The organism is Streptomyces sp. NPDC054813 (assembly GCF_053611365.1).
In genome coordinates, this window is sequence record NZ_JBSHAF010000033.1 from 90376 (window position 1) to 103614 (window position 13239).

The 13239-nt window shown below is 70.0% G+C and carries 21 protein-coding genes; 13 read left to right on the plus strand and 8 right to left on the minus strand.

Features of this window, described 5'->3' with window-relative positions; all coding sequences use genetic code 11:
- Positions 1-10 precede the first annotated feature (10 nt).
- The 8 genes from ACWGJB_RS43560 to ACWGJB_RS43595 are packed head-to-tail and all read left to right on the plus strand — an operon-like array spanning position 11 to position 3775.
- The gene (locus ACWGJB_RS43560; RefSeq protein ID WP_453385574.1) at positions 11-361 is read left to right on the plus strand and encodes a gas vesicle protein GvpO; all 351 of its coding nucleotides are present in this window, start codon (positions 11-13) and stop codon (positions 359-361) included.
- Between the two features lie 28 nt (positions 362-389).
- Entirely contained in the window at positions 390-872 is a 483-nt protein-coding gene (locus ACWGJB_RS43565; RefSeq protein WP_453385575.1) for a gas vesicle structural protein GvpA, read from the plus strand.
- A 27-nt stretch (positions 873-899) separates the two neighbouring features.
- Positions 900-1613 carry a GvpL/GvpF family gas vesicle protein gene (locus ACWGJB_RS43570; protein ID WP_453385576.1) on the plus strand — a complete coding sequence of 238 codons (714 nt, stop codon included), beginning with the start codon at positions 900-902 and terminating at the stop codon, positions 1611-1613.
- Positions 1614-1623: 10 nt separating this feature from the next.
- A complete protein-coding gene (locus tag ACWGJB_RS43575) occupies positions 1624-1866 on the plus strand; it encodes a gas vesicle protein GvpG (RefSeq protein WP_351698326.1) in 243 nt (80 codons plus the stop codon).
- A 39-nt stretch (positions 1867-1905) separates the two neighbouring features.
- Complete coding sequence (locus tag ACWGJB_RS43580) at positions 1906-2313, plus strand: gas vesicle protein (protein ID WP_453385577.1); 408 nt, start codon at positions 1906-1908, stop codon at positions 2311-2313.
- Positions 2306-3136 (plus strand): GvpL/GvpF family gas vesicle protein, encoded by an 831-nt coding sequence (locus tag ACWGJB_RS43585; RefSeq protein ID WP_453385578.1) that lies wholly within the window; start codon positions 2306-2308, stop codon positions 3134-3136. Before ACWGJB_RS43580 ends, ACWGJB_RS43585 begins: the two co-directional genes overlap by 8 nt.
- A complete protein-coding gene (locus ACWGJB_RS43590; RefSeq protein ID WP_453385579.1) occupies positions 3133-3375 on the plus strand; it encodes a gas vesicle protein in 243 nt (80 codons plus the stop codon). Before ACWGJB_RS43585 ends, ACWGJB_RS43590 begins: the two co-directional genes overlap by 4 nt.
- Complete coding sequence (locus ACWGJB_RS43595; RefSeq protein WP_453385580.1) at positions 3365-3775, plus strand: gas vesicle protein K; 411 nt, start codon at positions 3365-3367, stop codon at positions 3773-3775. The genes ACWGJB_RS43590 and ACWGJB_RS43595 overlap by 11 nt, the downstream gene beginning before the upstream one ends.
- 126 nt (positions 3776-3901) lie before the next feature.
- Here ACWGJB_RS43595 and ACWGJB_RS43600 read toward each other — a convergent pair whose 3' ends face one another.
- The 6 genes from ACWGJB_RS43600 to ACWGJB_RS43625 form a co-directional block, all read right to left on the minus strand.
- Positions 3902-4057 carry a DUF6131 family protein gene (locus ACWGJB_RS43600; protein ID WP_360480074.1) on the minus strand — a complete coding sequence of 52 codons (156 nt, stop codon included), beginning with the start codon at positions 4055-4057 and terminating at the stop codon, positions 3902-3904.
- An 89-nt stretch (positions 4058-4146) separates the two neighbouring features.
- Positions 4147-4755 carry an alkaline shock response membrane anchor protein AmaP gene (locus tag ACWGJB_RS43605; RefSeq protein ID WP_453385581.1) on the minus strand — a complete coding sequence of 203 codons (609 nt, stop codon included), beginning with the start codon at positions 4753-4755 and terminating at the stop codon, positions 4147-4149.
- Positions 4756-4786: 31 nt separating this feature from the next.
- Positions 4787-5497 (minus strand): DUF6286 domain-containing protein, encoded by a 711-nt coding sequence (locus tag ACWGJB_RS43610; RefSeq protein WP_453385582.1) that lies wholly within the window; start codon positions 5495-5497, stop codon positions 4787-4789.
- A gap of 52 nt (positions 5498-5549) precedes the next feature.
- On the minus strand, positions 5550-5963 hold the full coding sequence (locus tag ACWGJB_RS43615) for an Asp23/Gls24 family envelope stress response protein (protein ID WP_453385583.1): 414 nt from the start codon (positions 5961-5963) through the stop codon (positions 5550-5552).
- A complete protein-coding gene (locus ACWGJB_RS43620) occupies positions 5960-6130 on the minus strand; it encodes a hypothetical protein (protein ID WP_453385596.1) in 171 nt (56 codons plus the stop codon). The genes ACWGJB_RS43615 and ACWGJB_RS43620 overlap by 4 nt, the downstream gene beginning before the upstream one ends.
- Before the next feature lie 81 nt (positions 6131-6211).
- Complete coding sequence (locus ACWGJB_RS43625) at positions 6212-6703, minus strand: Asp23/Gls24 family envelope stress response protein (RefSeq protein WP_453385584.1); 492 nt, start codon at positions 6701-6703, stop codon at positions 6212-6214.
- 157 nt (positions 6704-6860) lie between these two features.
- Between ACWGJB_RS43625 and ACWGJB_RS43630 the strand changes: the two genes are divergently transcribed.
- Genes ACWGJB_RS43630 through ACWGJB_RS43640 form a run of 3 tightly spaced genes read left to right on the plus strand, consistent with a single transcriptional unit; the run spans position 6861 to position 8469 of the window.
- Entirely contained in the window at positions 6861-7436 is a 576-nt protein-coding gene (locus ACWGJB_RS43630) for an RNA polymerase sigma factor (protein ID WP_453385585.1), read from the plus strand.
- Positions 7427-8101 (plus strand): hypothetical protein, encoded by a 675-nt coding sequence (locus ACWGJB_RS43635; RefSeq protein ID WP_453385586.1) that lies wholly within the window; start codon positions 7427-7429, stop codon positions 8099-8101. Before ACWGJB_RS43630 ends, ACWGJB_RS43635 begins: the two co-directional genes overlap by 10 nt.
- Entirely contained in the window at positions 8101-8469 is a 369-nt protein-coding gene (locus ACWGJB_RS43640; RefSeq protein WP_453385587.1) for a hypothetical protein, read from the plus strand. Before ACWGJB_RS43635 ends, ACWGJB_RS43640 begins: the two co-directional genes overlap by 1 nt.
- Before the next feature lie 494 nt (positions 8470-8963).
- Here the strand turns inward: ACWGJB_RS43640 and ACWGJB_RS43645 are convergent, their stop codons facing one another.
- Positions 8964-9530 carry a dihydrofolate reductase family protein gene (locus ACWGJB_RS43645; RefSeq protein WP_453385588.1) on the minus strand — a complete coding sequence of 189 codons (567 nt, stop codon included), beginning with the start codon at positions 9528-9530 and terminating at the stop codon, positions 8964-8966.
- Between the two features lie 1195 nt (positions 9531-10725).
- Between ACWGJB_RS43645 and ACWGJB_RS43650 the strand changes: the two genes are divergently transcribed.
- Both ACWGJB_RS43650 and ACWGJB_RS43655 read left to right on the plus strand, forming a co-directional pair.
- Positions 10726-11601 carry an LLM class F420-dependent oxidoreductase gene (locus tag ACWGJB_RS43650; RefSeq protein WP_453385589.1) on the plus strand — a complete coding sequence of 292 codons (876 nt, stop codon included), beginning with the start codon at positions 10726-10728 and terminating at the stop codon, positions 11599-11601.
- 252 nt (positions 11602-11853) lie between these two features.
- Positions 11854-12195, plus strand: a complete 342-nt coding sequence (locus ACWGJB_RS43655) for a DUF5713 family protein (RefSeq protein ID WP_453385590.1) — start codon at positions 11854-11856, stop codon at positions 12193-12195.
- 25 nt (positions 12196-12220) lie between these two features.
- Here ACWGJB_RS43655 and ACWGJB_RS43660 read toward each other — a convergent pair whose 3' ends face one another.
- Positions 12221-13096, minus strand: a complete 876-nt coding sequence (locus ACWGJB_RS43660; RefSeq protein WP_453385591.1) for an IS5 family transposase — start codon at positions 13094-13096, stop codon at positions 12221-12223.
- Positions 13097-13239: the final 143 nt, after the last annotated feature.

Here is a 13239-nt window from a genome sequence, read left to right on the forward strand (position 1 = left end):
CGGAGAGATCATGGCCGCACCAGAACCGCGGAGGCGATCCAGCGCTCGGAGCCGCGGCTCCGACGGGGACAGCACGAGTGGTTCCCGTCGCCGCTCCGGCAAGGGCAACGCCGCTTGGGCCATACGCTCCGCCGTCGGACAGCTTCAGGAGTTGCTCGGCCGTGCTCCCGAGTCCGTCTCGGCACTGAAACCGACCGAGACCGGTTGGGAAGCCGACGTCGAGGTACTCGAATTGGAGCGCGTCCCCGAAACCACCAGCGTGATGGCCACCTATCGAGTGACGCTCGACGAGGAAGGCGATCTGGTGGGATACGAACGGAAGCGCCGCTACACGCGCGGCCAAATCGACCGGCGGGGCTGAGAAAGCACAGCCGGTGAAGGGAGGCACCATGACAGTGGTGCCGCAAAGTGGAGGCGGTGTCGCTCGCGGTGGCGGGACCGGCAACCTCTACGACGTCCTGGAACTCATTCTCGATCGCGGGCTTGTCATCGACGTGTTCGTCCGTGTTTCGCTGGTGGGGATCGAAATCCTCAAGATCGACGCTCGCATCGTCGTGGCCAGCGTCGACACCTATTTGCGTTTCGCCGAGGCGTGCAACCGTCTCGACCTCGAATCCGGGAGGAAGGCGCCCGCCCAGTTGACCGACATCGTCGGAGATACGGTCGAGAGCGGAGCCAAAGGAAAATCCAAGGGGGCCCTCTCCGGTGCGGCGGAAGCGGTCACTGATTCCCTCAAGGGGATCACCGGTCGTGACGACGCCGAGGAGGCCGAAGAAGAAGAGCCCGAGGAAGAAGACGAGGGCAAGGAAAGGGAACCCGTGGAGAGGCGACGGCGGCCGGTTCGGCGTACCTCCCGACGCGAGCGCGAATGAGGCTCGCCGCGCGAGAAGGAATGAGCCATGGCCGTATACATCTACTCCATCACCGGCAAGCAGCACCCGCTCCGCCTCAACGGTCTCAACGGCGTCGGTGAACCCCCGGCGGGCTTGCGGACAGTGACGGCCGGACCGTTGTGTGCTGTGGTCAGCGACGCGCCGGAGGACCTGCGCGCCAAGCGCCGCGACATCATGGCGCACCAGGAAGTCCAGGAGCGCCTCATGGCGGACGGCACGGTGCTCCCCATGCGGTTCGGCCTCACCGCCGAGAACGACGAGGCCGTACTGGCGGCCCTGGAGCAGAACGCCGCGGACTACACGGACCGGCTTCAGGCACTGGAGGGGTGCAGCGAGTACCACCTCAAGGCGTCGCAGGACGAGGACGCCCTGCTGCGGCAGATCCTGCGGGAGTCGGACGTGGCACGAGAGCTCAATGACGAGATCCGCGGCGGCACCGCCGCCCCCGACGCGTCGCTGCGACTGGGGGAACTGGTCACCCAGGAGGTACAGGCACGGCAGGAGGCGCTGGCTGCGGGTGTGGTCGAAGCACTGCGCCCCTTCGCCCGGACGCTTGAATCGTCCCAGCCGACGGGTTCGGACTTCCTCAACGTGTCGTTCCTGGTGACCGACGACCGGGAAGAGGCGTTCCTGACCACGGAGTTGAGCGTCGCCCATCAGATGGGCGACGACTTCGACTTCCGGCTCAACGGCCCCCTGCCCCCTTACAGCTTCGTCTGAAGGAGTTCTCATGGGCCTGTTCACCCAGCTCGTCACCCTCCCCCTGGCCCCCGTGCGCGGCGTCGTATGGGTCGTGGAGCGGGTCCGGGAGGAAGCCGAGAACCAGTACTACGACCCCGCACCGGTGCACCGCGAACTCGCCGAACTCGAGCGTCTCCTCGTCGCGGGAGACATCGACGAGGAGACGTTCGACCGGCGCGAGGACGAACTGCTCGACCGGCTGGAGGAGATCCGCGCCTATCGGCAGGGCTGACACTCCTGATCCGGCACGAGGGAATTCGAGGCCGCAACCGTGACTGAACCCCTGGCCAACAGGCTTGGTTCCTACCCGTCCCGAGCGGCGCCGCCCTACGGGCAGGGCTCCTCCGCCAATCTCGCCGACATCCTTGAACGTGTGCTCGACAAGGGCATCGTCATCGCGGGCGACATACAGATCAACCTTCTCGACATCGAGCTGTTGACCATAAAACTGCGCCTCCTGGTCGCCTCAGTCGACAAGGCGAAGGAGATGGGCATCGACTGGTGGGAGCACGACCCCGCGCTCTCCTCCCGGGCCAGGGGTGACCGGTCACTGGCCGAGGAGAACCGCCGGTTGCGGGCCGAGATCGATGCTCTCCGCCAGGGCAACGCCCTCCCCATGGAGGAGGAAGCGCCCCGGGGCACGGGCGGTCGTCGCGGGGGAAGTGCTCGCGATGAGTGACCTGCTGACGTACGCGTATGCGGTGGTACGCGACACCGGGGGACTGCAGGAGGCGGCCGCGCCGCTCCGGGGCGTCGCCGACGCTCCGGTGAGTCTCGTCACCGGCGACGGCGACGATCAGCCGGCGCTGGTGGTGAGCCGTGTGCCCGCACAGGACTTCCAGGAACACGCTCTCAAGCAGCATCTCGAGGACCTGGAATGGCTGGAGGCGGTGGCCCGCGCCCACCACGGCGTCATCGAGGCCCTGGCCGAACGCACCACCGTCCTTCCCTTCCGCCTGGCGACCGTCTACCTCGACGACCAGCGGGCCCGGGAGGTACTGGAAGCAGGCCGGACCGTGTTCGCCGAGCGCCTGGCCCGGCTCTCCGAACATGTCGAATGGGGGGTCAAGATCTATGCCGAGCCGTCCGCGGTCCCCGCTGCCCCAGCCGTTCCCGCGGCAGACCTGACGCCTGGGCGCGCCTATCTGCGGAACCGCCGGCAGCAGCAGAGTGTTCGCGACACCGTCTACCAGGCGGCGCAGAAGGCCGCCGATCGGGTGGAGACCGCGGGTCGCAAGCACGCCTCCGACCGGGTCCGGCACCGCGTACAACAGGGATTTCTCGCCGAAGCGGCCGGCAACGCCGGCGTCGCCGGCGAGAACGTCGTCAATGACGCCTACCTTGTGCCCCTGAACCGTTGCGACGACTTCCTGGCCGACGTGACGCATGCCGCCGACGGGCTGGACGGGGTACGGGTCGAGGCCACCGGCCCCTGGGCTCCGTACTCCTTCGCCATGCCACCCGGTGAATCCGGCGGGGCCGCGGAGGGAGCAGTCCCGTGATCACGCCCGGCCCGCAACCCGGGACGGAACGCCTGCCCCAGCGGCAGGTCGCTCTCATCGATCTGCTCGACCGGCTGCTGACCGGTGGCGTCGTCCTCACCGGTGACGTGGTGCTGTCCATAGCCGACATCGATCTGGTACGCGTCTCTCTCCGTGCCCTGATCGTTTCCATCAGCGAGCAGAACCCCTCGCCATGGCCGAGCACCAGCCCGCTGCAGGGCGGCGACCATGACAGCTGAGGGAGAGAGCCGGCCGCCGTCCCGCGCCGACGAAGTGGCGGAGGCCGCCGCCCGCGCCTTCCGGCTGTTGCCCGCCGCCCCGCGCGACCTGGACCTTCCGGGCGGCAAGGGCTCACGTTCCCCGGCCCGGCGGATCAGCTCCGACCGCGACACCGTCGAACGGGACCTCCTCAGGCTCGTCCTCACCCTCGTGGAACTGCTGCGCCAGCTCATGGAACGACAGGCCCTGCACCGCGTCGACCAGGGAGACCTCACCGACGACCAGGAAGAACGCCTGGGTGCGACCCTCCTGCTCCTCCACGACCGCATGAGCGACCTGTGCGCCCAGTACGGACTGACCATGGAGGACCTCAACCTCGACCTCGGGCCCCTGGGCACGCTGCTTCCGCCCTCCGACTGAACCCCGGGTGACCGTCGAGGGCCGAGCACGAGACAGCGCCCGAGCCGACCGAAGCCGGGTCGGGCGCTGCACGGCGGGGCAGAGGGGGTACCCCCGGCTACTCGCACCGTGGGCCGGGTGGGGCGACTACCAGTAGTGGCGTCGACCGGCGACGGCGTGTCCCATGCCGCCGAGGAGCCACAGGACGGCTCCGATCACCAGCAGGATGATCCCGATGGTCCACAGGATGGATATCCCGGTGACGAAGCCGACGACGAGCAGAATGATACCCAGGATGATCATGGTCTCTCCCTTGGGGGAGTGGTGCCGGCGCCCCACCGAACGGCGAGAGACCGCAAGGGGGGTGGGCATGGGGGTGGGTGGTCTTCTCCTTACTCCACACGGTGCGGTTTGTGGCCGGCGACCTGCAGGCGGACCTCGGTGGGCAGGTGGGAGGAGCCGGTGGACCGACGGGCGGTTCGGAGCGGGCCCTCCCACAGGGCATCGAGGACGGCGCCGGGTGCCGCCTGAGAGGTGAGAGTGAGGCCGACGCGGGTGCTGGGACGGGCAGGACGGCCAGTGATGCGTACGGCCGTATGCTCAACGCCCGGCAGGGCACCGGCTTCGGCGGCGATCGCGTCGCTGAGCGCGCGGTCGCGCAGTTCGACGCCCTCCTGCGGGGGTGTGCCGCCGACGGGCAGTGTTCCGGGGCGGGGCCGGCGCAGTTGGGCGAGCAGCCACCACAGGGCGAGCAGGGCGACGAGGACGAGGGCGGCGATGACCGCCGGCCACCACCACCAGCCCTGGCTGCTCCAGCGGGCCCGGTCGGCGGAGCCGAGCAGGACGTCGGCCGGGGCGGTCAGGGGCCAGCCGACGGGCGGCACCAGATGGTGTCGCCGGTAGATGTCGAGCCCGGCGAAGAGGATCAGCAGACCGCCGCCGAGCAGTACCAGCCCGGCGAGGGCCAGCAGGCTGCGGTTGACTACGGGTTGCGGCGTCATGGTGCGGGCTCCGGTGCTGCTGGTTTCTCGGTCAGTCGGTGCGTCGCCGTACCCGTACGACGATGCGGGGAGGGCGGGCGAGGGCGAGCTGGTCGCGCTCGTCGCCGAGGACGGCGGTGAGGTCGTCCTTCACCTTCCGGGGGTCGCGGAAACGAACGTCCGCGCTGGCTTTGACGCGGTGGCGGCGCACCCGGATGCGAGCCTTACCGACCCCGGGTACCCGCATTGCGGCGTCGCGTATCAGGTCGGCGGCGCCGTCCCGGTCCAGGGCGGCCCGCAGCCCGGGCGCGGGGGAGCGCAGGGGCAGCCAGTGGCGTAGGCCGGGAGTGAGGGCCAGCACGATCAGCCAGACGCCGACGGCGGCCGCCACGGCGGCTCCCGTGAGCATCCACACGTCGTCCACCGGGCGGGTTGCCAGTTCGTCGGCCAGGTGCCGGCGCCAGGCTGCCGCAGGGCGTCCCGCCCGTACGGCGACGACGTCGACCAGTGCCGCGCCCGCCGCCACGAGAACCAGCGCGGCGACCAGCGCGGCCGGAAGGCGGCGTGCGGACCACGGCCGGTGGGTTCGGTGCCCTCCGTCGGGCTCACCGGCCGTCAGGTTCGGTGGCGGCGCCTCGTGTTCGGACGGACCGGGCTCTGCCGGCCGTTCCCTCGGCTCCTCGGGCTCCTTCGTCAGCGGCACCGTGGCAGGGCGCGCGGACGGTGCGGAGCTGCGCGCGGGCGGGTCCGGGTCGGGTGTCATTCCGGTCCTCCTTCTTGCGCGGCGAGGCCGGCGGCACCGGCTGCGGGGCGCCTCACCGGACCCGTCCCCGGTTGGCGCCGCCGGCGGTCACCAGCCGCCGGACGGTGAGCGTGACCTCTCCTACCTCCAGACCGGTCAGTTGGGCCACCCGTTCGGCGACGTCTTGTCGTATCCGCCGGCAGATCTGGGGGATGTCGGCGGGGTAGGGCAGGTCCATGGTCAGGTGCAGGCGTACCGACCCGGTACGGGTGGCCGCGGAGGCGGCGGGCGCCGCCGGTGCGTCCCGGTCGGCCGGTATGGCGGCGCGCCGGGACTGGGCCGTGCGGGCGGCTTGGGCGGCGATACGGGCAACCACTCTGTCCGGTATGACGGTGGCGCCCCGCTCGGCCGGGGGCGGCAGGCCGGTGGCCCGCGCCGGGGGGCCGGACCCTTCACCCAGGGGCGCGGCACCGGGCCAGGTGTTCACCGCTGCCTCCGCGTATGGAGGTCGAGATCGCCCTGTACGGCGAGGCCGACGATCAGCCCCGCCGTCCCCAGGACGAGAACGAGCAGGAATGCCCAGAAGCCGCCGAAGTAACCGGCGAAGCCCAGGGCCATGCCGGCCGCGAGGCCCGTCGTCGCTGCGTTCATCATGCACTCACCCGTCTCGCGAGCGTCCCTGCCGCCGTGATCGCCCGCGCAGGCCCGAGGACACGGCGGTGATCATTGCTGCGGTCACCGCACGCGGCTCTCGTCCGGTTCGGTCTGCCCCTCCTCGTCGCCGTCGTCGGGGAGGTTGACGTCGTCGACGACGATGTTCACCTCGACGACCTCCAGCCCCGTCATCCGCTCCACGGCGCTGATCACGTTGGCGCGTACGCCGCCGGCGACGTCGACGATGGAGACGCCGTACTCGACGACGACATCCAGGTCCACGGCGGCCTGCCGCTCGCCGACCTCGACCTTCACTCCCCGCGTGACACCTCCGCCTCCGCCGGGGACGCGTTCCCGCATGGCGCCGAAGGCGCGGGCCATCCCCGCTCCCAGGCTGTGGATGCCGGGTACCTCACGGGCGGCCATGCCCGCGATCTTGGCCACCACGCCGTCCGCGATGGTGGTCTTCCCCCGTGTCTCGGCCGGAGTCCCGGCCCCGGTACGGCCCTTCAGCGCGCTCACGCCCGCATCGGCCCGGCCGCCCCCGCTGACGCTGGTGATGTTGTCCGTCATGGCGGTCGCCTCGATCGGTCAGTGGGAGACACCTGCGTGGTGCCGTCAAAAGGTTGGACATACGTGGCGGCGTACTTCTCACACGCATCCCGTGTGATGTGCATCACATGAATGTGTAGGGGTACTTGCTCGTTCCAAGCCCTGTGCGGGAGTTGTCATGATCGAACGCACCGCTTCGCCACGGCTGGCATGCGACCTGCCGGACGGACTGCTGGCCGTACGGGCGGCCGAGGGAGACGAGGACTCCTTCGCCGTTCTCGTCCGACGGCACAGCCGGTCCCTCCTGACTCTGGCCCGCTGCATGCTCGGCAACCCCCAGGACGCCGAGGACGCGGTCCAGGACGCCTTCGTCAGCGCCTGGCGGCGACTGCCGGAATACCGCCACAGTGCGGAGTTCCATACCTGGATGTACCGGATCACGGTCAACCGTTGCCTGGCCATGCGCCGGCGCCGGCTGCCGCCCCTCTCACTGAACACCGTCGTCGAACCCGTGGCGGGTGACCCGTGGAGCCAGCCCGACCGGTCCGCCGAGCGGGACGCGACCGCCGCCGCCCTGACCCGCGCGCTCGCCGAGCTGGACGCCGGGCAGCGGATCTGCTGGATCCTGAGGGAGGTGCAGGGCCTGCCCTACAAGGAGATAGCCCACGAGACGCGGACCAGCGAGCCGACAGTGCGCGGCAGACTGTTCCGGGCACGCCGATCCCTGCAGGAGGCGATGGGCCCATGGCGCTAGACGACCCGCACACACAGCCGTCCGAACCGCCGGGAGCCGACGGGCCCCGCACCGGATCGGCCGCCGCCGACGTGCCACCGTTTCCGGGGGACGAGGCGCTGCCCTGCGGCCGCCTCCTCAGCCGGGTCTGGGAACAGGCCCAGGACGAGGCGTCGGTCGGGGACCCGCACACCGTCTCCTGTCCGCACTGCCGGGAGGCCGTCGAGGGGCTGGCCACGGTGAACGCGGCCAGCCGGGCGCTGCGCGCCGTGGACCCTCCCGGACTGTCCGCACTCGCCGACCGCGTCATGAACGCCGTCAGGGCGGAGGCCAGGCTGGGACTGCTGCTGCCCCTGGCCGACCCGGACCGGGACCTGCGGATCACCGAGAGTGCCGCGGCGAAGGTGCTGCGCCAGGCCGCGGACACGGTACCCGGTGCGAGGGCCGCGGCCTGCCGGCTCACGTCTGCGGGCGAGGGCACCGACGTCCGGGTGGCCATGACTCTCGTCGCCGACCTCGACCGTCCGCTGCCCGAGCGCGTACATCAGGTGCGCCGATCGGTCCTTCACTCGGCCGGTCAGGATCTGGGGCTCGCAGTGACGGCCGTCGACATCGCCGTGGTCGATGTTCCCGAGCGGTGGCCGCCGCCCCTCGGCGCCGGCCTCCGGACCGGTGGTGGTGCGTGATGACCACCGTCGGCCCGGCCACGATCCTCGGCGTCGCGGCCGAGGCAGCCCTCGCGGTTCCAGGCGTCACCGGCCTGCAGCCCCGACTCGCCCAACGCCTCGCGGCAGCCGCCGCGCCCACCCGGACGTCCACCGCGTCTCACCGCACGACTCCCGAAGCAGGCGTTCGAGCCGAGCGGGCGCCGGAAGGCTCGGGATGGCACATCGAGGTGCGCTGCGCCCTCGCCGAAGGCCGGCGGGCCCTGGACGTCGCCCGCAACGTACACGGCCGGGTGCGGACCGCCGTCATCTCCCACCTCGCCACCCAGGAGCCGGTCTCCGTCACGGTCACGGTGACCCGCATCGTCGCCCGGTACGACGCGGCATGAGCGCCGTGGGCGTCGGCCCCATGGACCGTCAGAGGTGACACCGGGCTGGTAGGAGTTCACCGCCCTGGGACCCGCTCGCACCTGCGGGGCGGAGTGACGAACGGCCACGCCGCTCATACGCCACCGCGTCCACCTGCGCTCCGACCGCCCTGGCAAGGACGCCCCGGAGCTCGACCGCGAGAAGCATCTCGGCGACCGCGGCTACGACGACAGGCTGGGCACCTGCTACGGCGCGGGCGGCGCCCCGTTCGGCGGCCCGCTCGCCCGACCCAAGGCACGCTCTGAGCACCACGGCCCGAAGGTGCCGTTGTGGATCTCCTCGGCGACCTTGTCGGCGTCGTCCGAGGTTCCGGCCTTCGTGACGGCGTCGGCGATCACCTGGACCGCGGAGCAGGAGGGGAAGACGTGGAGGCCGCTCGGGTCCTTTCGTGCGACGGCGGTGTGCGGTCCCGCGGCCCACCAGCGGCCGTGTGCGTCCCGCGGCGTGGCCGTGATCAGCGTTGGCCGGCAGGCTTGCCCGGAAGTTCGGTGCGACTGCCTCGGCAGGAGTAGACGATCTCCACTGAACCGCCGGGGAGGGCACGCTCGCGCCGGAAGGTCAGCCCGGTGTCAGGACCGAGCATGGGTGTCAGTCGCATCCCACCGCCGAACAGCAGCGGCAGCACGACCAGTTCGAGGGTGTCGAGTGCGCCGAGGGCGTGGAACGTCCCGATCGTCCGCGGGCCCCCGATGAGGTGGACGTCGCCGCCCCGGTTGGCCGAGCGGAGTCTGTCCAGCAGCCGTACCGGGTCACTGTCGGTGGTGACATGACCGGGGGTGCCGTCCGGACGGTGTGAGCCGAGCACGAACACCTCGAGGGCCGGCCATGGCCAACGGTTGTTGGTCAGCGCGGGCTCGAAGGTGGTGCGGCCCATCAGCGCCGCCTCGCAGCCTTCGAGGAACTCCCGGATACCGTGGCTTTCACCGGAGACGAACGCGGGGTCGGCAGTCAGGGCGGGCCACCCGTTCGGTGTGGTCACGTACCCATCGGCACTCATGCTCATACGCGCGCGGATCTGCATGGTCTCTCCTTGGGGCGTCCGGCGGTCGGCGTCCGGCCGTGCGGTCGGCGACCCACCGCTGATCGACGAACGGACAGCACTTGTTGATCCCAGAGCCACGGCTTGTCCGGATTCCGCTTCGCGGGTCGTGCCTCTACCCGAGCGTCGAACGGGAGACCCACCGATCGACACGCTGCCGGGAAAAACCTTCGCATCACGAGATCATGGACCCGCGGCAGCGGCACCCGGCCGCATCTCCCGCTCGCGGATCCCGCCCACGCCCGGTCTCCTTGACCGCGTCATCCGGTTCCATCTGCTCGTCCTCGCCCCCTCGGCAATCCCGTACTTCTGGATGCGCTCCGCCTTCGGCTCGCCTTGGCCCGGTACGCGGCCAGATCCTTCGCGGAGAGCTGCCTTCTCGACCCATGTGACCTTGAGGATCTTGCATGCCCACGCAGTTCATGAACGGCGACTCGCCAGGAGGGACTGCGCCGGGTGCTCCGTCTCGGAGCGGCAGGTGACCTGCGTGGTATCGATGGGCCGGGATCAGGCAGGGCAGTTCGCGTTCGCCTGTGCGGGAGGGCGGTATTGCCTCCCGGTTCTCCTGGGCTTACAGCCCGGCGGTCTCGCGGGGGGTGGCACGGGCCGCGCGCAGAACGCCGAGTGCGGATGGATCGATGCCCGGAAGCGGTCGCCAAGCGGTGGGGCTGGAGGCGACCGGCCGAAGACCTCGGGCTCGTCACGCAGCAGTGTCAGGTCGGTGATCGGCACCTCCGCTAGCTAGGACGCTGTGGGCGCCTTCGGAAGCATCGTCCGGCGTGTTCTCCTGCTGGAGGGGCGCTGACCTGGGCTGGGTGCAAGTCATTCCGTCCGCTGAGACTCGCCGACAGATGCGGGAGATCGTCAACGCGCTCGTCCATCGGGGCCGCACCGGTTGCCAGTGGGGCCTGCGTCCGCACGACCTGCCGCCGCTGAAATCCGCCTTCGCCAGCAGGGGCTGGTCGACGCCGTGATCGGCACTTTCTGTACGCCAACTACTCACACCCGGACACGCACGAGCCCGCCACCACAGTGGCGGGCTCGTGCGTGTCCGACGTCTCATGGGCCGTTCGACCAACTGAGGGAACGGCGGGAATCGACCCGGGACGCCCTCCGGTCGGCATTGGCTGGAGACGTGATGATCACGGCACAGCCCACCACCCGGAGGGAACACTCGATGAGCGGCACCACAGTCCCCCTGAAGCAGCGAGCCGGCCGGTACGGCGCCTGGAGCGTCGAACTGCGCTCGGAGGACCCGGCCCGGCGTGGAGAACTGGACGAGGCCGCGGCCGAGCTGGAGGAACTCGGGTACGGCGCCATCTGGCTCGGCAACAACAGCACCGCCGACCATGCCGCTCCGCTGATCGGGGCGACGCGCCGCATCCTCGTCGGCACCAGCGTCCTGAACATCTGGCAGCAGGAGGCCGCCACGACCGCGGCCGGCTTCGCCGAGGTGGCATCGGCGCACCCAGGCCGCTACCTGGTGGGTCTCGGCGTGAGCCACGGCCCGCTGGTGAAGGACTACAGCCGCCCGTACGCGGCGATGACCGGCTACCTCGACGAGCTGGACGAGGCCGGCGTCGCCGCCGACAGCAGGGTGCTGGCGGCGCTGGGCCCTAAGATGCTGAAGCTGTCCGGCGAGCGGGCGGCCGGCGCCATCCCCTACCTGGTCACGCCCGAACACACCGCCCAGGCCCGCGAGATCCTCGGCGAGGGCCCGCTGCTCGCCCCGGAGCTGAAAGTGGTTCTGGAGACCGACCCGGCCCGGGCCCGCGCGCTGGCCCGCGGCGCCCTCGCCATGTACCTCACCCTGCCGAACTACACCAACAACTTCCTGCGGCACGGCTTCACCGAGGCCGACCTGGCCGAGGGCGGCAGCAACCGCCTGATCGACGCGGTCTTCGCCTGGGGCGACGAGGACCGCATCCGCGACCGCATCGACACCTTCCATCAGGCAGGCGGGGACCACGTGGCCCTCCAGGTGGTCACCGGCACCCACAGGGACAAGCTCCCGAGGGAGGAATGGCGCAGGCTCGCTTCCCTATGGGGATAACAGCCTCGGGGGAACACCGGAACCGTGGTGAGCGGCAGCGCGGGTTCCGGTTCGGGTCTCTCACCGACAGTCGGTTGAGAGAGCCGCCCGGCGACGCGTGAACCGCCCGTATTCGCCCAGCTCGCCACTCGCAGAAGTTCTCTCGGCACTAGGGCCTGTTGCGAAAGTGCTTGCCGCGTAGGGTCTGGCGTCGTTGTCAGTGGTGCCGTGCATGATCGGCGGGTCAGCTTTTCGCGGAGGTAGGGAGGCGCGGTGTCGATCACAAACCGGCAGATAGCGGGACACGCATTCCTGCGGCAGATGTACGACGACTCGTACTTCCCTGATCGTGTGGTCGATCAAGGGAAGGCGATCCTGCTGCGGCTGTGCGAACGCGTTGAGGTCGAGCAGCCGTCGGATCTGGAGACTCTGTATGCGCTCACTCAGGATGCGACCGGCGAGTTCAACCTGCTGGACAGGGAGTTCATGGCGGCCGGGAGCGGGATCGAGACGGTGGCGCGTGAGTGGATCTGTGACGAGTTTCGCTTCGTCGCGTCGGCATACGGGTTCATGGACGCGGATGCTGAAGAGCTGACCTCCGGTCGAGACTGGTGAACGACGGCAGAAGGGCCGTCTTGGGTCAAAGCCATTCGTTGAGAGCTGCGATCAGCACGGTCGACTCGTAGCGGACGGCGAGCTTGTCGTATCGCGTGGCGACAGCGCGGTGTCTTTTGAGGCGGTTGATCCCGCACTCGACCGCATGGCGCTCGCGGTAGTCGACCGGGTCGAAATGCGGCGGCCGGCCGCCGCGGGAGCCGAGCCTTCGGCGGTTGCGCGCCTGGTCGGCCTTGTCCGGGATGGTGCATCGGATCCCGCGTCGGCGCAGGTAGGCGCGGTTTCTGCGGGAGGCGTACGCCTTGTCAGCACGCACCCGTTGGGGGCGGACGCGTGGCCGGCCCGGCCCAATGCGGGGCACACGGACCTTCTCCAGCACCGGTTCGAACTGCGGCGAGTCCCCACGCTGCCCTGCCGTCACCACGATGGACATGGGCTTCTGGCCCTGCTCGACGGCCAGGTGCAGCTTGGTGGTGAACCCGCCGCGCGACCTACCCAGCCCGTGATCACGGGGCTCCGTGAAGACGCCACCCGGTGGTTCTTTCTGCAGGTCGCCCTGCTTGCGAGCGCCGGCCGCATGCTGATGGGCGCGGCACACCGTGGAGTCGACGCTCAGGTCCCACGTGATCGCACCCTTCGCGTCGGCCAGGGACTGGAGCCGGGTGAGGACTCGCTGCCACGTGCCGTTCCGCTGCCATCGGCGGAACAGGTCATAGATCCGGCTCCATGGTCCGTACTCGACGGGGACGTCCCGCCATGGAACGCCGGTCCGGACCCGGAACCGTATGCCGTCGATCAACTGCCGTCGAGGCCAGACGGGCGGCCGTCCTGCCCTGGCTCCCTTCGGCAACAACGGCTCCAGCACCGTCCACTGCTCGTCCGTGAGATCTCCCCGACCCATGAACCGTGATCATTCACAGCCCAAGATCCACTTTCGATACACGGCCTAAGAGGTCCTAACAGAAGTCGTTGATCATGTGACTTTCGGCTTGGATGGTCGTTGGTCTGGTCGTGGGGAAACATCAGTCGCGTCCATGGATCGTG